Annotated in this window: 24 protein-coding genes; 13 read left to right on the top strand and 11 right to left on the bottom strand. The window is 44.5% G+C overall.

All coding sequences use genetic code 11. The features are described 5' to 3' along the window. Positions 1-97: 97 nt before the first annotated feature. Complete coding sequence (locus tag CES81_RS08910; protein WP_089121477.1) at positions 98-457, bottom strand: hypothetical protein; 360 nt, start codon at positions 455-457, stop codon at positions 98-100. A 170-nt stretch (positions 458-627) separates the two neighbouring features. Here CES81_RS08910 and CES81_RS08905 point away from each other — a divergent pair, with 170 nt between their 5' ends. Then, positions 628-1,011, top strand: coding sequence for an ASCH domain-containing protein (locus CES81_RS08905; RefSeq protein ID WP_089121476.1), 384 nt, complete (start codon positions 628-630; stop codon positions 1,009-1,011). Positions 1,012-1,074: 63 nt separating this feature from the next. Here the strand turns inward: CES81_RS08905 and CES81_RS08900 are convergent, their stop codons facing one another. After that, positions 1,075-2,073 (bottom strand): LacI family DNA-binding transcriptional regulator, encoded by a 999-nt coding sequence (locus CES81_RS08900; protein ID WP_089121475.1) that lies wholly within the window; start codon positions 2,071-2,073, stop codon positions 1,075-1,077. 182 nt (positions 2,074-2,255) lie between these two features. Here CES81_RS08900 and CES81_RS08895 point away from each other — a divergent pair, with 182 nt between their 5' ends. The 5 genes from CES81_RS08895 to CES81_RS08875 are packed head-to-tail and all read left to right on the top strand — an operon-like array spanning position 2,256 to position 7,751. Next, complete coding sequence (locus CES81_RS08895; RefSeq protein WP_089121474.1) at positions 2,256-3,341, top strand: Gfo/Idh/MocA family protein; 1,086 nt, start codon at positions 2,256-2,258, stop codon at positions 3,339-3,341. Positions 3,342-3,353: 12 nt separating this feature from the next. Next, a complete protein-coding gene (locus CES81_RS08890; protein ID WP_089121473.1) occupies positions 3,354-4,334 on the top strand; it encodes an ABC transporter substrate-binding protein in 981 nt (326 codons plus the stop codon). A gap of 15 nt (positions 4,335-4,349) precedes the next feature. After that, the gene (locus CES81_RS08885; protein ID WP_089121472.1) at positions 4,350-5,828 is read left to right on the top strand and encodes a sugar ABC transporter ATP-binding protein; all 1,479 of its coding nucleotides are present in this window, start codon (positions 4,350-4,352) and stop codon (positions 5,826-5,828) included. A 12-nt stretch (positions 5,829-5,840) separates the two neighbouring features. Continuing rightward, positions 5,841-6,830 carry an ABC transporter permease gene (locus CES81_RS08880; protein ID WP_225356373.1) on the top strand — a complete coding sequence of 330 codons (990 nt, stop codon included), beginning with the start codon at positions 5,841-5,843 and terminating at the stop codon, positions 6,828-6,830. A 9-nt stretch (positions 6,831-6,839) separates the two neighbouring features. Beyond that, positions 6,840-7,751, top strand: a complete 912-nt coding sequence (locus CES81_RS08875) for a sugar phosphate isomerase/epimerase family protein (RefSeq protein WP_089121479.1) — start codon at positions 6,840-6,842, stop codon at positions 7,749-7,751. A gap of 121 nt (positions 7,752-7,872) precedes the next feature. On the opposite strand, the gene CES81_RS08870 is transcribed toward CES81_RS08875, so the two are convergent. Beyond that, entirely contained in the window at positions 7,873-8,949 is a 1,077-nt protein-coding gene (locus CES81_RS08870) for a hypothetical protein (protein WP_089121471.1), read from the bottom strand. Positions 8,950-9,286: 337 nt separating this feature from the next. On the opposite strand from CES81_RS08870, the gene CES81_RS08865 reads away from it, so the two are divergent. Continuing rightward, positions 9,287-10,255, top strand: coding sequence for an alcohol dehydrogenase catalytic domain-containing protein (locus CES81_RS08865; RefSeq protein WP_180949770.1), 969 nt, complete (start codon positions 9,287-9,289; stop codon positions 10,253-10,255). A 144-nt stretch (positions 10,256-10,399) separates the two neighbouring features. Here the strand turns inward: CES81_RS08865 and CES81_RS08860 are convergent, their stop codons facing one another. The 3 genes from CES81_RS08860 to CES81_RS08850 all read right to left on the bottom strand — a co-directional run bounded on the left by CES81_RS08860 (position 10,400) and on the right by CES81_RS08850 (position 13,911). Then, a complete protein-coding gene (locus CES81_RS08860) occupies positions 10,400-10,969 on the bottom strand; it encodes an NADPH-dependent FMN reductase (protein ID WP_089121469.1) in 570 nt (189 codons plus the stop codon). A gap of 85 nt (positions 10,970-11,054) precedes the next feature. Next, positions 11,055-12,263, bottom strand: a complete 1,209-nt coding sequence (locus CES81_RS08855) for an MFS transporter (RefSeq protein ID WP_089121468.1) — start codon at positions 12,261-12,263, stop codon at positions 11,055-11,057. 151 nt (positions 12,264-12,414) lie between these two features. After that, the gene (locus CES81_RS08850) at positions 12,415-13,911 is read right to left on the bottom strand and encodes an FAD-dependent oxidoreductase (protein ID WP_089121467.1); all 1,497 of its coding nucleotides are present in this window, start codon (positions 13,909-13,911) and stop codon (positions 12,415-12,417) included. A 132-nt stretch (positions 13,912-14,043) separates the two neighbouring features. Here CES81_RS08850 and CES81_RS08845 point away from each other — a divergent pair, with 132 nt between their 5' ends. Beyond that, entirely contained in the window at positions 14,044-14,958 is a 915-nt protein-coding gene (locus CES81_RS08845; protein WP_089121466.1) for a helix-turn-helix transcriptional regulator, read from the top strand. Positions 14,959-15,032: 74 nt separating this feature from the next. Here the strand turns inward: CES81_RS08845 and CES81_RS08840 are convergent, their stop codons facing one another. Then, on the bottom strand, positions 15,033-16,406 hold the full coding sequence (locus CES81_RS08840) for a DHA2 family efflux MFS transporter permease subunit (protein ID WP_089121465.1): 1,374 nt from the start codon (positions 16,404-16,406) through the stop codon (positions 15,033-15,035). 153 nt (positions 16,407-16,559) lie between these two features. Between CES81_RS08840 and CES81_RS08835 the strand changes: the two genes are divergently transcribed. Both CES81_RS08835 and CES81_RS08830 read left to right on the top strand, forming a co-directional pair. Next, positions 16,560-16,997, top strand: a complete 438-nt coding sequence (locus tag CES81_RS08835) for a MarR family winged helix-turn-helix transcriptional regulator (protein ID WP_089121464.1) — start codon at positions 16,560-16,562, stop codon at positions 16,995-16,997. A 99-nt stretch (positions 16,998-17,096) separates the two neighbouring features. Next, a complete protein-coding gene (locus tag CES81_RS08830) occupies positions 17,097-17,612 on the top strand; it encodes a hypothetical protein (protein WP_089121463.1) in 516 nt (171 codons plus the stop codon). A 185-nt stretch (positions 17,613-17,797) separates the two neighbouring features. Here the strand turns inward: CES81_RS08830 and CES81_RS08825 are convergent, their stop codons facing one another. Then, positions 17,798-18,898: a hypothetical protein gene (locus tag CES81_RS08825; protein ID WP_089121462.1), complete on the bottom strand. Its 1,101-nt coding sequence runs from the start codon at positions 18,896-18,898 to the stop codon at positions 17,798-17,800. Positions 18,899-19,234: 336 nt separating this feature from the next. Between CES81_RS08825 and CES81_RS08820 the strand changes: the two genes are divergently transcribed. Further along, a complete protein-coding gene (locus CES81_RS08820; protein ID WP_089121461.1) occupies positions 19,235-19,492 on the top strand; it encodes a hypothetical protein in 258 nt (85 codons plus the stop codon). A gap of 177 nt (positions 19,493-19,669) precedes the next feature. Here the strand turns inward: CES81_RS08820 and CES81_RS08815 are convergent, their stop codons facing one another. Next, complete coding sequence (locus CES81_RS08815) at positions 19,670-20,998, bottom strand: enolase C-terminal domain-like protein (protein ID WP_089121460.1); 1,329 nt, start codon at positions 20,996-20,998, stop codon at positions 19,670-19,672. Between the two features lie 179 nt (positions 20,999-21,177). Between CES81_RS08815 and CES81_RS08810 the strand changes: the two genes are divergently transcribed. After that, positions 21,178-22,068: a LysR family transcriptional regulator gene (locus CES81_RS08810; protein ID WP_180949769.1), complete on the top strand. Its 891-nt coding sequence runs from the start codon at positions 21,178-21,180 to the stop codon at positions 22,066-22,068. A gap of 79 nt (positions 22,069-22,147) precedes the next feature. Here CES81_RS08810 and CES81_RS08805 read toward each other — a convergent pair whose 3' ends face one another. Next, on the bottom strand, positions 22,148-23,275 hold the full coding sequence (locus CES81_RS08805) for a lactonase family protein (protein WP_089121458.1): 1,128 nt from the start codon (positions 23,273-23,275) through the stop codon (positions 22,148-22,150). 14 nt (positions 23,276-23,289) lie between these two features. After that, entirely contained in the window at positions 23,290-24,507 is a 1,218-nt protein-coding gene (locus tag CES81_RS08800) for a mandelate racemase/muconate lactonizing enzyme family protein (RefSeq protein WP_089121457.1), read from the bottom strand. A 354-nt stretch (positions 24,508-24,861) separates the two neighbouring features. Between CES81_RS08800 and CES81_RS08795 the strand changes: the two genes are divergently transcribed. After that, positions 24,862-25,845: a hydroxyacid dehydrogenase gene (locus CES81_RS08795; protein ID WP_180949768.1), complete on the top strand. Its 984-nt coding sequence runs from the start codon at positions 24,862-24,864 to the stop codon at positions 25,843-25,845. Positions 25,846-25,854: the final 9 nt, after the last annotated feature.

Raw genomic sequence — 25,854 nt, 5'->3', positions numbered from 1 at the left:
TACACAAAACTTTATATTATTTCATTTGTCAACTTGACAGGGCCAAGTGCATCCAAAGCCTCTTTTCAGTGTGTTAAATATAGCGAACCAACAACCGCTATTCAGTTCTGGTCCAATCTTGCTTCAAGCCTTTCCCACCGGCCTCAAATGCACTGACAATGCAGTCTCTGAGTAGCAGCATTTCATCGTGATCTAAGTCCTGAGTAACTTTGCCGAGGAATCGGTCAACGTATGCCTGCAGTTTCGGGTCCGCCTGACCATCTTGGGTTTGCGTTCTGGCGTATAGATCAACGTGGCAGGCTTTCAGGTCGCGGTTGAATGCTTCTGCCTTGGTATAGGCTAACTCTGAGCGGACCTTTTCCAGTTCCTGAGTTAACGCCTTTTCACGTTCAGCATTCATCACCTGATTTTTTTCAGCTTCTTTTTCTAAAATGGGGTTACCTTTGATTTGAGTCATCTTTGACATCATTCCTTTGTATTAAAAATTCATTCATATTAAATGTATCAATTTTCCGGAGGCGAATGCAACCACATTTCCAAAATAATTAACCATTCGAAAACGTTGATATACCATAGATTTTATGCCATGATGACGATGTAAATTTTAGAATGAAATGAAGTGAAATTATGAAAGCTCTATCCCTGAGAGCCGACTACGCCTGGGACGTGCTTGCCGGTGACAAAACCGTCGAGTATCGCAGTTGGCCGACGAAGTACCTTGGTGACCTGCTGATCTGTGCCACCGCGCAGAAGATACCGGAAACCATCCCCGGTCATGCTATTGTGGTGGTACGGGTCAAAGACGTTAAAAAGCTGGGTGATCGTCAATACGCTTGGCAGCTTGATAACGTGCGGGTCATTGAGCCATTTCCGGTGAAAGGCCGGCAGCGACTGTTTAATGTTGACGATAGCCTGATCAAGTATCATCCTGAAATTGACGATGAGAATCATCCCAGTGACGCTGCTGTGGAGGCCTTCGCTAATAAATATCTAGTGCCACTAATGTATTAGAAGAAACCAGTTACTAAGATACTCCATAAAAAACGCCTATCCATTGCGGATAGGCGTTTTTGACTACGTACTTTCCCTCACCAGCAACGAGGCCTTTAAAACTTCATGGCGTTCTGGTGCATTTTTACGGGCAATTTTTTCCTGCAGGATCTCACACGCTTCGTGACCAATTTCATAGGCGGGTTGCTTAATGGTGGTGAGTTTAGGGGAGACGACCGTGGCTAAGAAGGTATTATCGAACCCCACCACTGAAAGTTCATCGGGGACCTGACGACCTAAATGGCGGGCGGCTTCCAACGCTGCTATCGCGAAAATATCGGAAGCTGCGAAGATGGCGTCAATTTCGCTTCGGGAGCGGAGCAAGTCCGTGACCTTGGAGAGCGCTAGGTTGTAGCGGATGCTGTTGATGTGCAGGATCAAGTCGGCGTCAAGGGACAAAAGGGCTCGTTGCAGCGCCTGTTTATAGCCGGTTTCTCGTTCGCGGGCGTACTTGTGATTGGTAGTGGCGTTGATCAGTGCAATGTGACGGCGCCCGATTTTTGTCAGGTAGTCGGTGGCCTTTTGCGCGGCGACATTATCATCGATGCCAACGTAGGACATGTCGGTATCTTCCAAGTATTCCGAACACATCACCACTGGAATCTCGTGGTTGAGCTGGTAGGCAGTTTGGTTATCCGGGAGAGCACCTAAGGCGATGACACCGCAGTAGTTGGCGTCCTTCAACATATTCAGGTAGTAGTCAATATCAGTATCAGTTTCCTTGACCATCAGCAGGGCAACGTTGAGGCCGTGAGTGGTGGCGGCGTTTTGAATGCCCTCTAACACTGACGAGTTGAATGGGTTAGATAAATTGGGAATTAAAACGGCGATGGTTGTGCTCTTGGCTGGCTGAGGCGTATTAGTCGTGTGATAGTCCAGCTCTGCCACCAGCGCATCGATCGTTCGCTGCGCCAAAGCACTCACGCTGCCGTGATGGTTGATTGCACGTGAGACCGTCGCAATTGAATAACCGGATGCTGCGGCGATGTCTGATAGTGAGGCTGGTTTTCGTTTACGAGTCATCAAGGCCACCTACTTTCTAATTTGTCACTTATTATAGCATGGATTTTCTTAAAATTGCGTTATATATCACGTCATAATGTAAATATTACACTATATTTTGCAAAAATTGCGTTGACTATCACTTACAATAATCGTATTCTTTGTTCGTAAGCGATTACATTGTTTTGGAAGGAGGCACTGTCATGGATGTTGCGGTCATTGGGACTGGCTTCATTGGTAAGCAGCACATCGAGGCGATCCGACGGGTTCCGGGGGCGCGCCTAGTCGCGGTGTGTGAGCCTAATGAAGCGGTTGCCAAGCAACTCAGTCAAGCATTGGAGATTCCCCGGTACTACACCGCAGTTGAGGACCTGCTGGCACAGGAGCCGAACTTACAAGTCGTTCACAACTGCACACCTAGCAGTTTCCACTTTGCAATCAATCAACAGCTGCTATCGGCGGGGGTGAACGTGTACTGCGAAAAGCCGTTTACCAGTAACGCGGAGCAGTCAGCCGTCCTAGTGCGGCAGCTGGCAAAAACCGGTCTTAAAGGGGGCGTGAACTTCAATTACCGCCACAATCTGATGGTGGAAGAAATGCGCGAACGGGTCGCCAGCGGGTCAATCGGCCAGCCCTGGTTCGTCAACGCCGAGTACCTGCAGGACTGGTTATTGAAACAAAGCGACTATGACTGGCGGGTGGACGCTGAGATTGGCGGCCCAACGCGAGCAATCGCCGACATTGGCTCTCACTGTTTCGACACGCTGCAGTACATCTTCAACCAGCACATCGTCAGCGTGGAAGTTAAACGCTTAAAAGAATACGCAACCCGGTTCCGGGACGGGCAGGAAGTGCCGGTTGAAAATGAAGACGCCGCCATTATCTTTGTGACCTTTGAAGACGGGCTGTCCGGGCTGATCCGGGTGTCTCAGGTAACCGCCGGCAAGAAAAATGACCTCCACGTTTTAGTTGAAGGTCAAAAACAGGCGCTGGAATGGTATCAGGAACGGCCCGACCGGTTATGGGTCGGTCACCGGGATCAGGGCAACGAAGAGCTATACGCTGCCAGTCAGTATTTACACGGCCAAGCCGCGGCTGACGCGGAGCTGCCAAACGGCCACGCGGTGGGGTGGAAGGACGCCTTTACCGCAGGCATTCAAGCCTTTTACGATGACGTGAACGGCCAGCCCAGTGCCGGCTACGTGGATTTCTCAGAAGCAGATTACTTAATGCGGCTCATTGACGCTTGTGTCGTGAGCGATGCGCAGCAGCAACCAATTCAACTTTAGGAGTGAACGGATATGAAAAAAGGATTACTAGTTAAATTACTTGGCGTTACCGCACTTGCAGCTTTGACACTTGGTCTGGCTGGCTGCAGCAGTTCGTCATCGAATAAAAAGTCCAGTGATTCATCAACGACCAGCAGCAAGACCCTCGCCGTGGTTATTCCGAGTTCCGACCACGGTTGGGAAGCCGGCGTGAACTACTACGCGCAACAGCAAGTTAAGAAATTAGGACTGAAAAAGTATAAAATCGTCACTTCGTCTTCCGTCAACGAGCAGGCGTCTCAAATCGACGATATGATCTCGCAAAAAGTTGGAGCCATCGTCCTTCAACCGCAGACTGACGAAGTGTCCACTGCCGCGAAGAAGATCGTTAAAGCTAAGATTCCGCTGGTGGTCTTTGACCGGAAAGTGGATGCTAAGTACACCGGCTACGTTGCGGGATCTAACCCTCAAATTGGCCAATTATCAGCTAAAAAGATCGGTGACACGTTGAAGGGCAAGGGGACCGTTGCCGTTTTGAACGTCCCAAGTTCTGGTTCGGTGAGTGCTGAACGGACGGCCGGTTTTAAGAAAGTCATGAAGAAGAGCTACCCAGACATTAAGTTAGTCAACATGACGGCGGATGACTTCACGCAGGAAAAGGGTCTGAAGGCGGCCACCGATATGCTGCAATCCAACAAGAAAGTTGACGGCATCTTCTCGATCGATGATGAATCGTCAATCGGCATCTTACAAGCGGTGAAAGACGCCAAGCGGACTGACATTAAGATCATCTCTGGTGCCGGTGGCGACCAAGCCTACTTTAAACAAATCAAAGCGGGCGGCGATATTACCAAGTTTACGGCAACGTACTCACCAGCTATGATCGGCGATGCCATCAAGCTGGCAAACCAGAAGATGAACGGTAAGGACATCAAGAAAGACACTATCATTGCTCCAACTATCGTTACGAAGAGCAACGTTTCTAAATTCTTGGATGCGAAATCGCCATACTAAAGGTCGGTGACACGGATGACTGATGTCGTTAAGATGCGTCAAATTGAAAAAGCCTTCGGGGCCAATGCCGTGCTGAAACGGGTCGATTTTACCCTGGAAGCGGGGTCGATCCACGCGCTGTTAGGTGAAAACGGGACGGGTAAAACGACCCTGATGAACATTCTAACCGGCGTGTATACCAAGGATCAGGGGGACATTGAGATCGATGGCGCACCCGCGACGCCGGCCAGCCAGCAGCAAATTGCCTTTATCCACCAGGAACTCTCGTTGGTTAATGATTTGGCCGTCTACGAGAACCTGTATTTAGGCCACGAACTCAAGCACTATGGGGGATTACGCCGACGGGAAATGATTGCGACGGCGCAGGCGTTTGTGGATCGGATTGGCATCGAACTCGACGTGACCGCCATGGTGCGCGACTTGAATGCATCGTATAAGCAGATCACTGAAATCGTGCGGGCGCTGATGCGTGACGCCAAAGTGATCATTATGGATGAACCCACGACCTCGCTAACGGACGTGGAAATTAATGATGTGTTTAAAATGATGCGGTCGTTGCGCGATCAGGGGGTCAGCCTGATCTTTATCTCGCATAAACTTAATGAAGTCCTGGAAATCTGTGACACTTATACGATCATGCGGGATGGCGTGGTCGTGAGTTCGGGGCAGGTAACCCCGGAACTGACAGAAGTTCAGCTAAGTAATCAAATGGTGGGTAAGGAGCTGGCCTATAGTGAGATCTATCAGCCACGGCCACTGGGAAAACCGGTTTTGACGTTAAAAGGACTGACGAAAGCACGCGAATTTCAAAACGTTGATCTCGTTGTGCATCGCGGTGAAATTATCGGCGTGACTGGTTTACTGGGTGACGGGCGAAGCGAACTTTTCAGTGCCGTGGTCGGGGCCACCGCTTTCGACGCGGGTCAGGTGCTGGTCAATGAACGGCCGGTCCGCATCAAAACGACCGCGGATATCAAGCGGTACGGCATCGCGTATTTACCGAAGAACCGTAAGGAAAATGGTATCGTGCCGGATTTAAATATTGAAGAAAACCTGGCGTTGCCGATACTTGGGCGGCTGTCTCGTGGCGGCTTGATCAATCGCGGTCAGCTCACAGCCACCGTGCAACGGTACGTTAAGCAGATCAACATTAAAGTGGCGGACGTTAAGGACGTCATCGGTTCGTTATCTGGCGGCAATCAGCAAAAGGTCCTGTTAGCCAAGGCGCTCTGTACTGACCCCAGCGTGGTGATTTTGGATAATCCCACTCAGGGGGTTGACGTGGGGGCGAAGGCCGAGATTTACCATCAAATTATGGACCTGGCTAAAACGGGAATCAGTTTTGTGATCCTCACCAGTGAGATTGCCGAGCTCCAACAGCTCTGCGACCGGGTCTACGTCATGACCCACGGCGAGGTTCGTGCGGAACTGCCACACGGTGACATTAACGAGCGCGACATCATGCTGGTGGCAACGGGCGGACAATTAGATTAGGAAGGTGAACTTATGACAGACATGCAGACTTCAGCACAGCACAAGCAACGCAGCCTGAAAGGACTGATTGCAGACTATAGCGCCATTTTCGCCTTCCTGATCCTGTTCATCGTGGCCGTGATCCTGAAAGGATCGACCTTTATCAGCGTCAGCAACATCATGAACATCTTAATGAACAACTCGATCATCGGCATCATTTCACTAGGGATGACGCTGGTGATCATCACGGCAGGGATTGACCTGGCCGTCGGTTCCCAGATGGCCGCGACGGGTCTGATCGCGATGACCATTTTAAACGCTACGCAGAATATCTTTTTGGCCATTGTTGCTGCGGTATTCGCGGGACTGGTATTCGGCGCGATTACTGGAGGCTTGATTTCCAAGTTTGGGGTGCCGGCCTTCATCGTGACGCTAGGGACCATGCAGATCTACCGCTCAGTTTCCGAATACTGTTTTGACGGTGGCGGTGTCTTGGCAACCGGCCGCTCAGCCAGTGCTTTTACCGCGATCGCCAACACCAAGTTATTCGGCGTCATTCCCATGCCGATGATTTACTGGCTGGCGCTTTGCCTGCTCATCAGCGTGATCGCGCGACGGACGGCGTTTGGCCGATACGTGTACGCCATCGGCAGTAATAAACGCGCCAGTTTCTTGTCCACGATCAACGTGAACCGGGTCTTGTTACTGGTGTACGCGTTATCGGGTGTGCTGGTAGCCTTGGCGTCGATCATTGAAGCCTCACGGTTGGGTAGCATGAACTCAGCGTCTTCAGGGAGCGGCTACGAAATGGATGCCATTGCTGCCGTTGTGATCGGCGGCACGTCGATGGCTGGCGGCCGCGGAACGATTTTGGGGACGGTGTTTGGCACCCTGACCTTGGGGATCATTAATAATTTGATGAACTTACTGGGTGTCCCGTCGTTTCTGGTGGGCGCCATCAAAGGGGTCATCATCATTGGCGCGTTGCTGATCCAGCGGTCCGTATCTAAGGAAGAAAGTTAGGTGGTCATGATGAAGTTAGGCTTGTTAAGTGCGATTTTGGCAGATATGTCATATGAAGAAGTGATCGACTACGCGGCTGCCCGCGGGTTAGGCTGTGTTGAATTAGCAGCTTGGCCCAAGGGCGACGGTGCCCGCCGGTACGCGGGAGTGGCTCACGTTGACGCGGAACGGTTAACACCGACGCGGGCGGAAGCAATGCGGACGTACGCGGCTGAACGTCAGGTGGAAATTTCAGCGTTGGGTTATTACCCGAACCCGCTGTCGGCAAATACTGAAGTGGCTGACAGGGCGATTGCCCACCTTTACCGGGTGATCGACGCCGCTCAATTGATGAACGTGCCGCTGGTCACCACTTTTCTGGGGCGTGACCAGTACCGGACCGTGGCAGAGAATCTCAAATCAGTGGCCGAAGTTTGGCCGCCGATCATCGAGTACGCTAGAGATCGCGGTATTCGAATCGGCATCGAAAACTGTCCGATGCTGTTTACCGATGATGAGTGGCCGGGCGGTCAAAACATCATGACTTCGCCGGCAGTTTGGCGGCAGGTGTTTGACATCCTAGACTACGATAATTTTGGCCTGAATTATGACCCGTCGCACTTCGTCTGGCAGATGCTGGACTATCTGAAACCCATTTACGAGTTTCAAGATAAGTTATTCCTAGTGCACTTTAAGGATATTAAATTATTACCTGAACGCTTAGCTGATGTTGGCACGATGGCGACACCGCTGTCGTACATGGTCCCCAAGCTGCCCGGTTACGGCGATATTGACTGGGGCCGGTTTGTGTCAGCCCTGAGCGATGTTGGCTACGCGGGCAACACGAGCATTGAAATCGAAGACAAGGCCTTTGAGGCAGATGACACGCAGGTGGATGCAGCAATTCGGCATTCGGTAAGGTATATGCGCAACTTTGTGTAATGGTGATAATCTTTGTTGTCGCGGGTATATTAACTTTGAATAGACTGTAGATTAAAAAGGCGTTGCATGACGGAAATGTCATGCAACGCCTTTTATTTAAGAATGGAACTAATACGGATAATTAATGATAGTAAACAGTTTTAGCAGGGATGATTACTTTATCGAAGCCATTTTTTTGTCCTTGTAATAGTACGACTTCAACCCTAAACTTTTTGTTTTTATAATAATTCATGTCAGCCTTAAAACTATAAGTACTGTGTTTTGCGTGAAATTCAGCACTTTGATAGTCATATTTATTAAAGTAAATATTTATGGCATTAGCTTTTTTATATAATTTCATTTTGCCAGTTACTCTTACATTGTTTTTGGAGGTTCTCTTAGCTTTCAACCAAACAAAATGGCTTTTCTTAACTACCTTTTTCTTATGGCTCGTCTTTTTCTTATTAGTCTTTTTATGGCTGGTTTTCTTGTGACTCGTTTTCTTCTTATTGCTCTTTTTGTGACTGGTCTTTTTCTTAGTCACTTTCTTAGTTGTTTTTGACGACTTTGAATTCGAGTTAGCACCATTTGCGGGCACAACTGGAATGGTAGTCCCTGACTTCTTTGGCGAAGTCGTAGAACTGGTAACTTTCGTCAAGGTATTACCATAATTTGCAATTGCATCTGACAAATCATCAGAAAAATCTTCTGCTGCATTAGCTTTGTCAAACACGTTTTTAGTTGTATAACTTGAACTATTGAGCTTACTAATATCATTTGATAATGTCGCACGATCTGAACTTGAAAAACGACCACTAAAGTCATTATAGATACTCATTAAAACACTAACGTTCTCTTTGGTGTTTGCAAGAGCAGCATTGCGATTATCACTGAATTCCACTGGATTAGTATAGTTTAATACCGAACCAATATCATTAACAATTCCGGGAAATCCATCTTCATGACTACTATAAGCATCTAATGGATCAGCTTTACAATTTTGAATTTGATCTGAACCAAAATTATCAGCAACAAATCCGCCAACCGTATTACTAGCTTGAATCATCACATCCAAGTCATGGTTGAACGTGTCTTTAGAGACGGTTGCCGCCTGAGCAACCGTTGAAGGTGTTGCCGTTTGGGTGATGACAAATCCGGTTGAACCGGCTAAACATACCGATAACACTGATTTTAAAATCGTTTTGGTTATTTTTCGCATGAGATCCTCCCTAATGAGTAAAAAATAGATGGTGGTTATCAGTCACCGCGAACTACTTAATTGACACCTGTTTTGCGATGTTGTACTTATTTCAAGCAGTTGAATTAAATTCATACATACCCCAAATCCCCCTTCGTGTGTACCAAACTACTGAATTAAGTTTCCTAAACCTAAATCTAAAGGTATTATAACATCTAATGTATAAGAGGGGAATGACCTGTTAAAGTTAAGATGCGCTGCAAAATGCGACGGTATTCATGAATGGAAAAACATTGATGAATTTCGTTTGGAAGTAAAATGAGCTATAATTTCACTAATTTAAGGAAGGATGAAGGTTATGAACGAGATTCAAACAATGCAAGCCGCCTATTTTACAAATACAGGTGGTGCTGATCAAATTCAAGTGGGACAGCTGCACGTGCCGTCAATCGAACCGACTGACGTTCTAGTAAAAATCCGGGAAGCAGCGGTGGACCGCGTAGACGCTTATGTCCGCTCCGGTGCGTTTCAGACACCAATCAACCCGCAGCAAATTATTGGGCGGGACGCTTGGGGCACCGTTGTGAAAGTGGGTGCCGCAGTTCACGGCTTTCACGTGGGTGACCGCGTGTGGACCAACAGTATGGGTTACGATGGCCGGCAAGGGATTACGGCTCAGTTTGCAGCCATTCCCGAAGCGCGGCTATTTTCAATGCCAGCAGGCGACCCAAGCGGCTGGCTGGCACTGGTTCATCCTGGTGCGACCGCGGCCATCATCGTGACGCAACTTTTGAAACTGAAAGCTGATCAGACACTTCTGGTCGAAGGCGGTGCAGGCCACGTTGGCCGCTTGCTGATTCAGTGTGCAAAAATTGCTGGGCTCCACGTAATTACAACGGCTAACCCGCGTGATTTTTCAGCTTTGTCTGCTTTAGGTGCCGAAGTGATCGATTACGCTGAAGGCTGGGAGCAGCAGCTGTCCCAACCGGTTGATGCCATCATCGATACCTCAGGACGAGTGCCGCTTCAACTAAACCTTGACCAGCTGGCAGTGGGCGGTCGCACGATCCTAATTGCAGCCTCAAAAAATTTTGAAGCTACGTTTAATTTGCCCAAATTTTACATGAATGAACAGCAGCTTCGCGGCTTTGTCATCAGTCATGCGAGTTTAGAGAGCTTAACGCAGGCTGACGAATGGTTGCTGACCCACGCGGATGTCCTGCAGGCGCCGGCATTTGAACGTCTGCCTTTAGAGAAAGCAGCATCTGCTCACGAAATGGTGATGGATTCACGGGTGAAGAAGCGTTTGCTGATGTCTTTGCCATGAAAATGTCGCTGTGATAGCCGATTACCAATTGGAAGTTCCTAACCAGGAATTTGTTAAACGAAAAAAAGCCGATGGTCTGCCTTCCTAACAAGGAGGGATATACCTTCGGCTTACAAGAGTATCTCATTATTAAAATTATAACCATTATCCAACTGGTAAATTACGCTTGGTATCGGTCGCAAATTGCAGAAAGTGATTAAAACAGTCGTCCAAAAATGTTGCTGTCTGAGTGTCAATGAGGTTGTTTTGGTCATCAAACTTCTGCTGAGCGTTGTTTAATAAGAACTCACAACCGGGTAGTACAAATGCATTGACTCCAGGTGAATTTAGAATTTGATGTAAATTATCCTGGGCCCTGGCAGTTCCTTGAACACCTAGACTGGCGCCAACAATCATGACCGGCTTTTCATTAAACGGATGAGTAGCACTAGACAACCATTCAATGGCACTTTTTAAAACGGCTGGAATCGCATGATCATATTCCGGAGTTGCGATGATGACGCCATCAGATTGTTGAATTGCAGTAGTGAGATCTGTGACACATTGAGGCGCCGGTCCTCCAAGCAAATTTTCGCTAAAAAGGGGGAAGGCAGCTATTTCCTCAAGTTGGATGTTAACTTTATTTTTGTAGTGAACGGCCATATATTGTAACAGTTGTCGATTATATGAATGTTGAGCGTTATTACCAACAATACCGATAAAAGTTTGTCCCATGTAAAATCCTCCTATCACCTTAAGTCAAAAAATACGGAAACTTAGAGTGTACTTACTGATGTTAGAGTGTCCTTACTGATGATGGTTAAGCCTTTTTTGAGTGAGTGACCAAGTTTTTTTGGAACCGAGTAACTAAGGCCAATAGCCCTAAAATTAAGGCAAAAACACCGCTTACTGAAAAAACGTTCAGCCCCATGCCTTTAAGAACACTGGTTAGTGGATTGACAATGAATGGGCTAACAACACCGCCGATGGAATAGATGGCAACATAGATACCTAAAGCCATGGAGACGCTGCTTTTACCTACCGCGATGGAAATCAAGTATGGAAATTGGCCCATGGCAATACTCATGGCGGCACCCACGAAGAAGCTGCCTAGAAATGCAAGGATCAAGGAATGCCCGAAACCTACAATCAAGTAGGAAACACCATATAGAATAAAAGCTAAGGCGATAGTAGAAAACTTTAATCGTTTGCCGATGATGCCAACGACTAAGCCACAAAGCATACCACCAATCAAGGAAACGGTTGATGTCAAAGCTGCCTGAGAAGTTGCACCAAGTTTTTGTTCAGTGATAAAAATTGAAATATTGTTATTCAAGACGTTGTTTAACATCATAATGAAGAAAGCCCAAAAAGCACAATAGAAAACGTATTTATTGAGGTGAATTTTTCTCTTGTCGGCAGATTCTGAAGTTTCACCTAAATCTAATGGCCGCATGGGGACTAAGAGTAAGACGACAATGAGTGCCAAGACTGCGAAGATGTAGATCCAGTAGTTGTTTACCCAAGTGCTAGTAGCCGCTAACTGACCACCACCCATAATAAAGATGATCCCGCCAATATTGGTGAAAGTCGTGGTCAAACCCATGGTACCTTGGCGTTCTTTTTCGGGTAAAATGGTGGAGATCAGCACCTGCGCTAAGTTGGTGCAGGCCCCCTGACCCAGCCCGACCACGCAGGAACAAAGCAGCAAGAAAGCAAAACTCGTGTGTAGAACTAATGGTGCAAAACCACCGATGACAATCAGTACGATTGATCCAATGGTCAATGTTTTAAGTTTGATTTTGGTGGTAGTCAAGCGACCAATAATGAGACCAGCTAACATCATAAATAGATTGGGCAAAGACGTTAACATTTGAACACTAGTATTGCTTAACGAAAAGTTCTGCGCAATGGCTGCATAGGATGGGGTGATGGCTAATGCGGCCATTCCCATGCTGCTAACAAATAAGATGCCTAGTCGCGTTTTAGAAATATATGATTTGTTGGGTTTACTAAGTGGTGTATCCATAAAAAGTTCCCCCTTTAAAATGATTTTGACAGTGAGGCTGAAAATCAGTTGTTTGAATTGCCAGTAAGTTTTCGGTTAGGTCGCGTTTCTCTAAACAGCCAATTGGTTACGCTTACACAAAACTGCAAGCTTTAGTATTCCAGCAGTTTCATTAATCATTATTTTTCTTAACGTATTCAGCCGCAGACGTTCCAGCAATTCTGCCAGAGGTCCATGAAAAACCAGAAGCTAAGCCTTCGTAAGCGGGATAACTATGGCCCTCATAATAGCCGCCAGCATTTGCGCCGCCTGTATATAAACCTGGGATTGGCTTCATGTGACCATCTAAGACCTGCAAATGATCGTTTACCCGAACGCCACCAATGGTTCCCAGATAGTTAATTTGAGTTGTAAAGGCGTAATAAGGACCTTGTTTAACCGGATAAATTAATGACTTAGCGGATTTGCCAAATTCAGGGTCATTTTTGGCTTCAATAATTTGATTATATTGACTAATGGTTTGTTTGAAATCATTGGTATCGAAGTTGGTATTTTGAGCTAATTCAGCTAGCGTATTTCCCTTAAAGGCGCGGCCTTCTTGAACGGCTTTGTTTGCTAAATCAACAAAGTCAGCGGAGACATTGTCCGCACCCGGACCGGCTTTGGATACCTCAACGTGGCCACCGTTTGTACTGTAATCCTCCAGTGTAGCGGTATCGACAATGAAGTAATATTTGGCACCAACTGACCAGCCGGAATTTGCCCATTCAACGGTGTCATACACAACGTCTTCGTTAGTAAAACGTTTCCCAGACATTGTGACCCAAAGTAAGGGTGATAGCATTAACTGTGTGAGGGGATCTTGCTGAAAGCCGACAAGGTGTTTTTTAGCAATTTTATTGGTAACATTAACCTTAGGTAACGTTGCAGCGTGGATGAGTGGGGTAGCATCAATATTTTTACCGCCAACTTTGACCATCGCGTCAAGACCTTCTCCCATGTTGGGGGTACCAATCGTTCTCAAGTATGGGGTCTTCATGACGTCCGCAACTCGCTGCTTGTTGCCGCCAAATCCGCCAGTTGCCACGATGGTGGCGTCCGCTTGGATGGTAAGGTCTTCACCATGACTATTAACAGCTTTGATGCCCTTAACAACGCCATTTTCAAAAATTAAATCCTGCATCGTGACGTTGTAAATAAAATTAACGCCGATTTTTTTTAAATTGGCTAAAATACGTTCGTAAGATGCCGGCTTGTTCTGATACATATGGTAAGAACCACCTTGATAGTCATCATGACGATGAGCAAACTGGGTTGTCTCAAGCGTTGGATTAAGGTGAATTTCCATACCGATGCTTTCCAACCAGTCAAGTGTATCTGCGGCACTGTTAACGATTCGTTTGATTAGAGGACCATTTGCTAAGAAATGGTGATATTTCATTAATCGCTGTACGGCTTCATCTTTGGAGAGGTGTATACCGGCTGCTTGTTGTTCCTTTGAATCCACTGCGAAAAAGCCAGTCGAAATTTTAGTGTTACCGCCGATCTGGGCTTGTTTTTCTATGACGGTCACTTTAAGCCCCTGTGAGGCAGCTGCATAAGCTGCTGCCAAACCGGTTCCGCCAGAGCCGGCCACAACCACGTCAGTTTTAATCAAGTTATTTGTCATAATCATTGAATCTCCTTTACATGTCAGATTGTTTTACGAATAAAGTATAATGGAATTAACTAATTACAAACATCACATGAATAGCCCTTATTTTTCATAAAATCTATCTTTTTAAGAGGGGAAACTGCTGCTATGTTCAAACAAATCACTTTAAAATCGCCACAGAAAGAAAGCATCATCAATTTTGAAAAGCTGATTGATAGTACTCAAAATATTGGCGAATCACTTCACATATCGATTGTTGAATGTTTGGTAAATTGTATTTTGACAGTGGATGGTGATAGGATTTCTTTAGAGAAAGAAGACATCGTCTTAATTAAATCTGCAAGTCAGCTGATTTTATCTGGTTTTGAGGAACCGGTTACCATTCGTATCTTTTCGGAAGATATTTCAAAATCTTATTCCTATAATTTTGCAATAATGGGGAGTTCACCTATTTTACATGACCTTTTAGCGACCAAGCAAAACGAAAAGCCGTTGTATATTACTTTCCGGCATCTATCAAAAAGCATCACTAGGCACTATTGTGATCTACTTGAAATTTTCAATTCAGACCAACTTCAAAACGATGTGACGATCAATTTTGAAAAACAGACCATTTTTGGTTTGTTATTTTCGGAGTTGATTCGCAATTATCAGCAAACGGTTGCTTTAACCACCTCCCAATTTCCGACAAAGAAATTCAAACATGCATCCAATGAAACAATTGCAGGGGCAATTTTTCAGTATATAGTTGCCAATATTCGTGATATTTCACTGGAAAGAACAGCAGCATATTTTGGGTATTCACCGAACTATTTCTCCCGACTGTGCAAAAAAATCTTTAAGGCGACTTTTTCGCAGAAAGTTAATGAAGTTAGAATTGAGTTAGCCAAGCAAATGCTGTGTTTAAGTCCTAATAGCATTGCTGAAATAGCGTATGATATTGGTTATGAAAACGTGACCAGCTTTTATAAAATTTTTAAAGATTCAGAGGGAATGACACCCAAAGATTTTCGGGATAAATTTCTGGCAGACAATCATCTTAAAGAAATTCTAAAAAAATAAGGTTTACGACTGAAAAGAAGTTAGCCCCCAGTAATCACTAGGATTTACTGGGAGCTATCTTTTTTGGTTTATTTTCATTCAGACTTTTCCGCGAATTTCAGGCCTAATAAAAGTGATACCGTATTGATGACAACAAAGATGATCATGATTAAAAAAACATTTTGTGCGCCAGTTGCGGTTGAACTGGCGTAATAAGCTTTATTTTGGGCAATCGCCATGACCAAAGAAGCAATTGATGTTCCAAAAGCGCCCGCAAACTGTTGTAGGGTGTTAAAAACGGCATTGCCATCAGCGTTTTCCTTTTGCGAAATTTGCGCCAGGCCGTTAGTCATGGTGTTGCCCATGGTAAAACCGGGTCCCAGCATGACTAGCACATATCCGAGTAGGATCATCCAGATATTGGCGGTAGCTGCCAAAGCGAAGAGTAAGACAACACCGAGAAATTGGCAGCTTAAGCCAATGTATGCGGGCTTTCTAATCCCAAATGCATCGTACATCCGTCCGCCAAATGGTGCCAGGATGGCGCCGACAGCAGCACCTGGCAGAAGCAGCAGACCAGCATTGACGGGTGAAACATGATTGACGATTTGAAGGTAGCTGGGCAGTACAAAGGCGGCACCAACGTTGATGACCTGAAAGAGTAAAAAACTGATCAAGTGCAAGGTGAAGGCTTTGTTTTTGAATACCGAAATGTTGATCAGTGGGTGAGTAATTTTTAATGAGCGTGAGATGAAGATGATTAAACTGATTACCGCAATGACCAGGTATACCAAGGAGAGTGAAAGCGAAGTTGATAAACTGTTGAGTCCTAAAATCAAGCCCACAAAAACCAGCGCAATTGAGAACCACGATGGAAAATCTAGGTGATCTTTTTTTGTTGGTGTGACTTGTTTAATGGCATAGATACCCAGAGTAAAAGCAACGGCCATGACCACCAGCAATAGCCCAAAAATCAAGTGCCAGTTGGTTTCTACCAGAAGGCCACCGTAAGTCGGCCCTAAGGCTGGTGCAACGGCGGTTACCAGGGTACCAATTCCCATAAAGAAACCTAATTTTTCAATTGGCGCTTGTTCAAGAATGATATTGAACATGAGCGGTAAAGCGATCCCCGTACCGAACCCTTGGATGATACGGCCAAGCAGTAAGGTTGCAAAATGATTGGTGAAAGTGCAGATTAACAATCCCACAATGAACAGCAAGGCGGCGGATACGAACAGTTGCTTAATGGTAAAGCGACGTTTTAAGAAACTGGATAATGGGACAAAGATTGCCACTACTAAGAGATACGCGGTAGTGAGCCATTGAATGGTGGCTGTGTTGACATTAAATTGGGCCATTAACGTCGGGTAGGTCACGTTCATCGCAGTTTCAATCAAGACACCGCAAAACGCGGTCAGTCCAGTGGCAATAATTGATAAATATAGTTTTAAGGATAATTTTCGTTGCATGAATAACCTCCAAAAGATAATAGTTCTATATAGCACTAATTGATAACCTATCACTAATTCATCTTGAATACAACTATTGCTTGGGTTTACTTTAGTAAATTTTTTCGTTAGTATGGAGTAATTAAAATTAGTTTTGTTTGGAAGTGTTTAAAAATGGAACAGATTATCTTTGGGGCTTTGATTAAAAAACTGAATAATAGTTTTCAGCGTTTCTCGGAACGAGAAGCGCATAAAATTGGGATTACGCAGGCGCAAATGAGTATTATTGATTTTTTGTATCGCAATGAACGACAACGAGAAATTTACCAGACTAACGTTGAACGGGAATTTAATATTCAAAAGTCTTCGGCAACAGCGTTATTAAAACTGATGGAAAAAAAGGGGTTGATCGTTAGGGCACCCTCGAAAAAAGATAGCCGGTATAAGTTCATTTTGCTGACCACCAAGTCGCGTCAGTTGGCTGATCACATTAGTGTTTTCTACCAAGCCAATAACGAAGAGTTACAGCAAGTACTGGGCGATCATGCTAAACGCTTTGCCGAGGATTTAAGTAAACTGCAGACATATATGGATGAGCAGTTAAAACCATAGAATAATTCGTTTGTCATCAGCTATGTTTTTTGTGCTCAAAACCGTTTCAACAGGTATAATCATATTTGAACATTTAATTATTTTGGAGGAGATGTGAGCATGAATCTGTTTGGGAAAAAGGGTTTATTATATGCCACTGCTACTGTGGCCTCAGCTGCGCTATTCTTTGGCGTTGGTCAAACTAAAGCGAGTGCTGCCACTAATCTAAGCGCTGTACCGCATACCTTTAGGGGGACTTGGTACGAGAATGATGGTTATAACAAGGAAAAGTATAAGATCAGCTCTAAGCACATGACCTTTTATCAATATAGTCACGGTAAGTACAGGAAGTATGGCACATATGCGATTTCTAAGAAGTTTAAAAATGGCAAGTGGTTTGCCTTTAAGAAACACAAGAATGGCTGGTATAGCTATTCGCTGATGGATGCCAACGGTGATTCGCCGATGAAGAAGACCACGGTTAAAATTGGCAGCAAGAAGTACGTTGCCATTCTAACTAATGGGGGCGGACAAGTAGGCCTCATGCCAAAGCATCAAAAATATGATTTGATGCTGCATCACGCGACGAAGCATCATTATCAGAAGACGGCATCGACGAGTGGGTCAAGAAGCTGACGGGAAAGTTTTGCGGAGAGGACTGAGTGAAAACTCAGTCCTCTTTTCTTGCTTTAGTTGCTATTTCAATACGTAATCTTTTTCAAACTTGATTTATTAACTTGTTAAAGGTAAATAAAAAGCCCATGCCGAAGCAGTGAGCTTGTTGTTAATCTTTATCTATAGAAATTAATTAAGATTTTTAATTATTCGTCCTTTTTCCAAGTGTTTGTTGCTGCTTGGTAAGTCCAGTAAACTTTATTAAAGTACTTTGCGTCCTTAGTATATTGTGTCCAAGTGGCACCATCTACTAGTGGATTTGAAATTTTAACTTCTGTTGGTGCGATGTTCCCATAGCCAGCGTTATCAGGTAAATTTTCTAGGTGATAAAAGCGTTCATTTACAGGTACAAGTGTCATGCTGGTCCGATAGATATAACCTGTTTGACCATTATACTTAACCGGAAGCATACCTTTTCCCCAAGACCAACCATAGGTATTAGTTGCATCAGTATGGGCATATATTTGCAGTGTCTTCGTAAACTTATTTTGTTTTGAGCCATCACTAAGAATGGTTGGATATCCTTCTTTTTCATTTGGATACAAATAAAATTTTCCGGTGTCCTGTACGTAATATTCTGTAGGAGTGCCATTAAATGGGTTATCATTATCTGAGCTATTATTTGCTTTAGTTGTTATAGAAACGTCTGTATTAGAGACAGGAGTAGTGTGGTTATCAGTGCTTACACTGATTGTTTTGGGGGACATGGGGCTAACGAATTGATTCTTTAAATAATTTAATTCTTGCCGTAAACTGGAAATTTGAGCTGTTACATCCACTAAGTTAGTAGTTGGTACTGTCTTTGATGAATTTGAGTTTTGATTCTTCAAATCATTTAGCTGCTGTTGCAAACTAGTAACTTTCTGTTGTAGATCCGTATTCTGCGCTGTTGCAGTCTTTTTAACAGATATCCTAGTTAAATAGCCGTGCCAGAGCCAGCCTGAAACCTTACTGTTTTTAACATGATAATATACAGCCTTTTTACCATTATGATGCCTTACGATAGCTTCTTTAGACACAATAAACCTTGCTTTTGAATAATTTTTGACGCTATGCAACTTGTGCTTCAAAGTTGCGTCTTTGTACAAATAACCTTTAGAGCCACTAACGACAGTATACTTGTTAGTTTTTAAGGCCTTGTACTGCGTTACTTTTACATTTGAAGCATGGGCTGTTCGAAAGTTTCCAGCAGTCCCTAAACACGTAGCTGATAATCCTAAAATGACTGTTTTTCCTAAAATATTCAAGTTCTCTTCCCCTTACGGTTTATGTTGAAGCTTTAATTATACCTGAAAACATATCGGTTAAATACTAATTTTTGAAAATGATTTCACAAAGCAAAATTCATCTAACTAAATTTGTTTGAAGTTAGCGGTTAAGAAATTTAACTAAAATGGAACTGAAAAACGGCTTTAGAATTCCTGGACTTTTGCTGACGTTTAAAAGATGTGATGTCGAGCTGATCTGAGAGGATTAGCTTTTTATGGTAAGAAAATCAAACACTGTTTTAATTAGTTCAAAGTACTTAAGGCGTAAGCATAAATATGGCTATAATTGTATTGAAGCCAAAGGAGTGGTTAAGGATGAGCAAACAGATCGTTACTGTTGACGGTGTTAAATATGTGGTAACGCAGCCAGCAAAAGCTGAAATCATTGAAAGTACGGTAATGGGCGTGAGTGAAACGATCAAAACCGTGCGGGGTAAGGGTTATAAATTAGACGATGATCCCAGCAAGCTGTATGAAATTGAGTGGATGGTAGATGGTGATGTTAGCAGCAAAGATGTCTCAGACTGGGTAAAGGACTGGGCAACGGCGGATGCGGCGTTCTTATTGGATTAAATAAATGTCATTTTTCACGCTATATCATGCCGATACTTAATATCTTAATATTATTAGTTAGTCATAAAGCTTCGCGAACAGAATATTTTGATGCCACTAACATACCCCCGAAGTTAATATCAGCTTCGGGGGTTTGGGTTAATATAACGTTTTTAATTTAATGTGTGGGGGGCCTTCTTAACGAACCATCGCTGGTTTTTTAGGATCAAACTGCCAGTTAGGAATCAAGTATTGCATTGCTTCGGCATCATTTCGAGCACCGAGACCCTTATCGTTATAGAGTTTGTTTGCGGCTAATACGGCATCCATGTCGAGTTCGACACCCAGGCCTTCATTAGTTTTTGGCACCTTGATTTCCCCATTTTCAATCTTATAAGGGTTCTTCGTCAAATTTTGGCCGTCTTGCCAGATCCAGTGAGTATCAATATCATAGACGTTTCCCGGAGCGGCAGCCGCGGTGTTGACGGCCATGGCCAGTGAAATATCAAAGTGATTATTAGAGTGAATGCCCCAATTCAAGCCAAACTCTGAGCATAGCTGAGCAACCCGAACGGCACCTTCCATGGTCCAGAAGTGCGGATCAGCCAGCGGAATTGAAACGGCGTTAAGGGCGATTGCGTGAGACATTTGACGCCAATCAGTGTCGACCATATTTGTCGCAGTCGGCATATGCGTCTTTTTGAGGAATTCTGAAAGAATCTCTCGCCCAGAAAATCCGTCTTCTGCGCCACATGGATCTTCAATGTAGTGGAGGACACCCTTTAATTCATCAGCATAGTGCAGGGCTTCTTTCAATGACCAAGCGCCGTTAGGATCCAAGTCAAGTTTGGCTTCTGGAAACGCCTCGTGCAAGGCCTTCATGACTTGAACTTCCTTTTCGCCGTCTAGGACACCGCCTTTAAGCTTAAAGGTTTTAAATCCGTAACGGTCGTAGGCGGCCTTGGCTAATTTAACGATGGAATCAGCGTCCATTGCGGGCTGTCGCCGTAGCTTTCCCCAGTCATCGGAATTATCATCGTCTTTAAGGTAGGGCAACTTTGTTTTAGAACTATCACCCACAAAGAATAAGTAGCCTAAAATGCCGACATTTTCACGTTGCTGACCATCGCCTAAGAGCGCAGCTACAGGCACGTGCAAGTACTTGCCCAAAATATCCAAGAAGGCGGTTTCAATTGCTGTGACAACGTGAATCGTTGTTCTTAGATCAAAGGTTTGCTTACCACGGCCGCCTGCATCGCGGTAACCGTATTTAGTGTGGACGCGTTTTAACACGTTTTTGTAATCGCCAATGGTACTGCCTAACACCAAGTCCTTAGAATCGTTGAGTGTGTCGGTGATTGCTTTACCACCAGGAATTTCGCCTACACCAGTCAAACCATTATCAGTGGTTAGAATGACCAGGTTTCTGGTGAAATACGGGCCGTGGGCGCCGCTAAGATTCATTAACATACTGTCATAACCGGCTACAGGGTAAACTTCCATTTTTGTAATTTTAGGGACTGTCATTTTAATTCGCTCCTTTGTGATTTATTTAACTTTTGTATACCTTTATTTTAACGAGTATTGCGAGATTTAAACAGTTACGAAAGGGACCTTACGTGAACCAATAGTTCTTATAGTCGGTAATGTGTTATACAATAAGAGTAAATTAATGGCGCCATATTATGTCATTAGGGGTGAAAAATGTGGATATCAATAAGTTACGTACTTTTTTAACAATTGCCAAGTATGGCAGTTTTAGGTCAGCTGCAGAAAAACTGTTTTTATCGCCTAGAGCAGTTTCTAAACAAATGGACCAAATCGAAAATGAACTCGGCGTTAAGCTGTTTAACCGTCAGAAAAACAATACTAGTTTGACCAAGCTGGGAACCGAATTTATCGTGACGGCAGAAGACATTGTGAACAGCTATACGGATGCCTATAACAAAATTCAAATGGAAAGTGCCAGTGATTCTAACAAAATTATTTTGGGCTTTTCGTCTCAAAATCAGGCAACCTTTGTCCAACAAGTCTTTGAAAAATTTTTAACGGAAAATCCGGATGTGCAAATCGAATTAAGGGAGGAAAGCGGGAAGCGGCTGCAAGCGATGGTGGCGGCCAATCGCCTTCATTTGGCGGTAACGCCAGAGTATGAACCTGATACAAATCATGATGCCGCCATTGGCGTTAAAAAGCTGGTTGAAGATGAAATGGTCGTGGGTGTTAGCAAACTAAATCCGTTAAGTAAAACGGAAAGCATCGATTTAGAACTGTTAAGAAACCGGCCAGTTCTTTATTACAATAATTCGGAATCAACTTATCTCCAAGATGTGTTTTACAAGAAATACGACGGTATTTTTTCTAAGAGGCAGATTCAGCGGGTGTCGTCGATTGAACAACGTGATTTGCTGATTGCTATTGATAGGGGGATCGGCTTTTTCCCCCGGCCGCTTGCATCGGTTGAAAGCACGCTCAACCCAATGATCAAATTCTTGAACATTGATAATGAGCTGAATACCTACTATTCCTCAGTCCTCATCTATAATAAAAAAGAGGATAATCCAGTGGTGAGACAATTCATTGCTAGTTTTAAATAAGAAAATCGTTAAATGAACGCAATAATGCCTGTTCCGACAGCTTTGTCAGGACAGGCATTATTGCGTTTCAGCTGTGATGTTAGCTTAGAAAGTCCGTTGCCTCTAACACACGTACACACGCATCGTGTTTGATGTGCCTTTGAGCAACACTCAGAAAGCCACTGGCTTTATCACGATTAAATAAAATGAGTTCGTTACTATTTTGATTGGCACAAAGTAAAAAGTCGTCATTCTTACTTAAACTGAAATCTCTTGGGAAAACACCTTCAGTTTTAATTTGCTGAATTTTTTCCAAGCGTCTGCCATCGTCTAAAACCTGGTGGACGGCCAAGGAATTATGTCCCCGGTTGGATACATACAGGTACTTTTCGTCAGCTGAAAGACGAATGGCTGCCGAGCCATTATGACCAGCATAACCTTCAGGGATATTTGAATAATCGTCCACCCAAGCTAATTTACCAGTTTGAGGGTCATATTCAATCACGGCCACCCGGCTAGCTAATTCGCCAAGAACATATAAATAGTTACTCTTGTGAGCCATTGCAATTTGGCGTGGCCCAAATCCAGGATGCATTTTTAATTCAAAAACCGGCGTTAATGTGGCATCTTCGTGATTAACATCATAAACGAACAGTTTGTCACAACCCAAACCGCAGACAATTAAGCGGCCATCTGGCAGAAGCCTAGCAAAATGAATATGGGCGTGGTCTTGCTCAACGAGTGGACCATGGCCCTCGATGGGGTAGGTGTGAGTGTCAGTGATGTTGAAATCATCATCCATCTTATACGTATGAATGGCGTTGGTATTGTAGTTGGCGGCAAAGAGAATTTTATGCTGGGTATCAATCGACACGTAGGAAGGAACCGTGTAGGGGAGTTCGTTCCAGAAATACAGATTGTCAGCAGCGTTGTAGGCTTCGTATGAGCCGTGCTTTTGGGGCAGGTAACTTTCTGAAATCGTTTTGCCGGAGACGGCGTCGATCATTGCAACGCCACCTTCACGATCGTCCCTGGTTAAGACAGTGGCAATCTTTTTGCCCGTTGTGGAGGGGTTGAAAAAGGCTGGGTTTTCAACCTGAGCAAGTAATGAGATATTGGTGATCTCCTTCTTGTCGGTATCTAGTTCTGCAACGTAGATGCCATCAGATTGGTTGTTCTTAGTGTAACTATCGCTGGTGTAGCCACCTAATAAAAATTTATCGATCATGATTTATCGCTCCTTTAATCTAAAGTCACTATTTTACTGTTAGCAATGGTTTGTTCCGTCAGTTCTTGGCCGATCCCTGGGCGGTCCGGAATGTCGATATGGCCATTGACGGCCTGAAAGTCGTCGTACTTGCAAGTGGCCCGGTCTTTAGCATTGCGTGCCCGTTGGTAAACTTCGTGAATTAAAAAGTTAGGAATAACGGCTTCTACTTGAACGGCTGCCGCAACGGCAATCGGGCTGCCGCACACGTGAACCTGCGCGTTAATGTCGTAGGTGTATGCCATATCGCAGATTTTTTTGGCTTCGGTGATGCCGCCGCAAAGGCATAGATCAGGTTGGGCCACTTTAATGGAGCGATCCTCAAAGAACTTTCGGAAACCAAACCGCGTGAAGACCCGTTCGCCGGCCGCAATCGGAATATTCACTTTTTCAGCAACTTCCTTAGTGTTATCCGAATTCAGGGTATTGACCGGTTCTTCGTAGTACAGAATGTTCAAATCTTCGAGCGCCTGCCCAATTTTAATGGCGGAAGTAGTGTCCGAATTTGCGTGCATATCAATAATGATATCCAGGTCATCACCACCAGCTTCGCGGACGGCCTTTACCCGGTTGTAAGCAACGTCAATGACGTGTTTTGAAATGGTTCCGCGGGTGTGCCATTCGTCGCTGCCGTCGGGTTTTTCACTAAGTAAGATGGGATCGAATTTCATAGCATCATACCCCTCAGCCATGATCCGCTTGGTTACTTCGGCGTACTCAGCTGGCGTATACAACTTTAACTTTTTAATATCTTCGCCCCAGTTATATTGAAGCTGACTGGCATATGACCTCAGGTGGTCGTTGGTTTTACCGCCCAGCAGCTGATAAACGGGGGTCTTATAATATTTCCCCTTAATGTCCCACAACGCGATATCTATCGCGCTGATTGCTGCGTTGACCACCACACCGCCAGCAATGCCCCAATAAGTGGTCGTTAGCAGCTGGTTCCAAATCTTCTCAATGTTCAGCGGGTCTTCACCGATAATGACACGGCCGAAATCCTGTAACATCCCGTAGCCGCCACGCCATCCTTTGCCATAGGCTAAACCAGCTTCACCAAAACCAGAGATGCCTTCGTCGGTATTAATTCTGATGACTAAGGGACTCCACGCTTCTTGGCTACCTGAGCCATTGCCGCTGAAGCTAGGATCTTCACTGGGAACCTGCATCACGTCAATACTAGTAATTTGCATAAAATAACCTCCTAAACGATGAAAGAATGATGTTTACAATTCGAGAATAGTTAAAATAATCACAAATGAATAGTCACCTTAAGTTCCTCAGGGGGACTTTTGGTTACTGTGACAAGTTTGAAGTAAAAAGGCGCTTTTCGTGAAAATGCCGTTTTGAAAGCGGTTGCAGACACTCTTGAAATATTTAATGGTGGCTTTTACCGCCAAATATTTTGTTGCAGCTACTTTTTGTTCACCTCGGCAAATCATAGTCACTTTAATCACGTGAATTTAATCACTTATAATCGAACTGTAAACAAAGCAACGAGTTCAGTGTTAAATCATTAAACGATAAATCTATTGGAGGTCACAGTGATGAGAAAAGTATTAATGAGTGAAAAGATTGATGATGCGGGTATTAAGCTGCTGCAGGAAAACCATTTTTCCGTTGTTACTTCCCCAGCGACGGATGTTGCAACTATGAAAAAGGAGATTAAAGATGCCTACGCGGTGATCATGCGTTCATCCGAATTACCAGATGAAGTCATCGATGCTGGTAAGGAGCTACAGATCATTTCGAGAAACGGAACAGGGATTAATAACGTTGATGTTGACAGTGCCACTAAGCATCACGTGTTAGTAGCTAAGGTAAATGGTGCCAACGCCTTTTCCGTTGCGGAGTATGCGTTGACCTGTATGTTGATGTTAAGCCGCAAAATTGTTGATGATGATCGCTTAGTTCGCGAAAAGAAGGACAGTCTTGCTCAATATGGTTCAATGCCTAACTTTTCAAGCAAAATGGGGATTAACGGTAACGAACTCAGAGGCAAGACCCTCGCCATTTTAGGGGTAGGTAAGATTGGCCGGCAGTTAGCCAAGTTTGCTAATGCGTTTGAAATGAACGTGATCGGCTATGATCCATACGTTAAGGATGATCCAGTTAAAATGTATGATTCATTAGAAGAAATTTATCCAATTGCGGACTTTATTTCGATTCATATGCCATTGACGCCTGAAACCGAAAAGATGATCGGTAAAAAAGAACTTGCGATGATGAAATCCAACGCGATTTTGATCAATTCTGCGCGTGGCGGCATCGTTGATGAAGAGGCTTTGGCGGATGCGCTAAATCAGCACGTCATCGCCGGCGCAGCCTTAGACTCATTCAAGCCAGAACCACCAGCTCCTGATAACCCGCTGTTTAGTGCTGACCATGTCATTATGACGTCGCATATTGCCGGGACAACGGCGGAAGCTAATCAGGCTTTAGGAACGGGGGCTGCACAAGCCATTATTGATTTTTCAAACGGTAAAATGCCTGAATTTCCGGTTAATCCGGAAGTCTTTGGAACTAAATAATTTGAAAGG

Source organism: Secundilactobacillus pentosiphilus (assembly GCF_002217985.1).
Lineage (GTDB): Bacteria > Bacillota > Bacilli > Lactobacillales > Lactobacillaceae > Secundilactobacillus > Secundilactobacillus pentosiphilus.
This window is presented reverse-complemented; position numbering and strand designations above follow the sequence as displayed.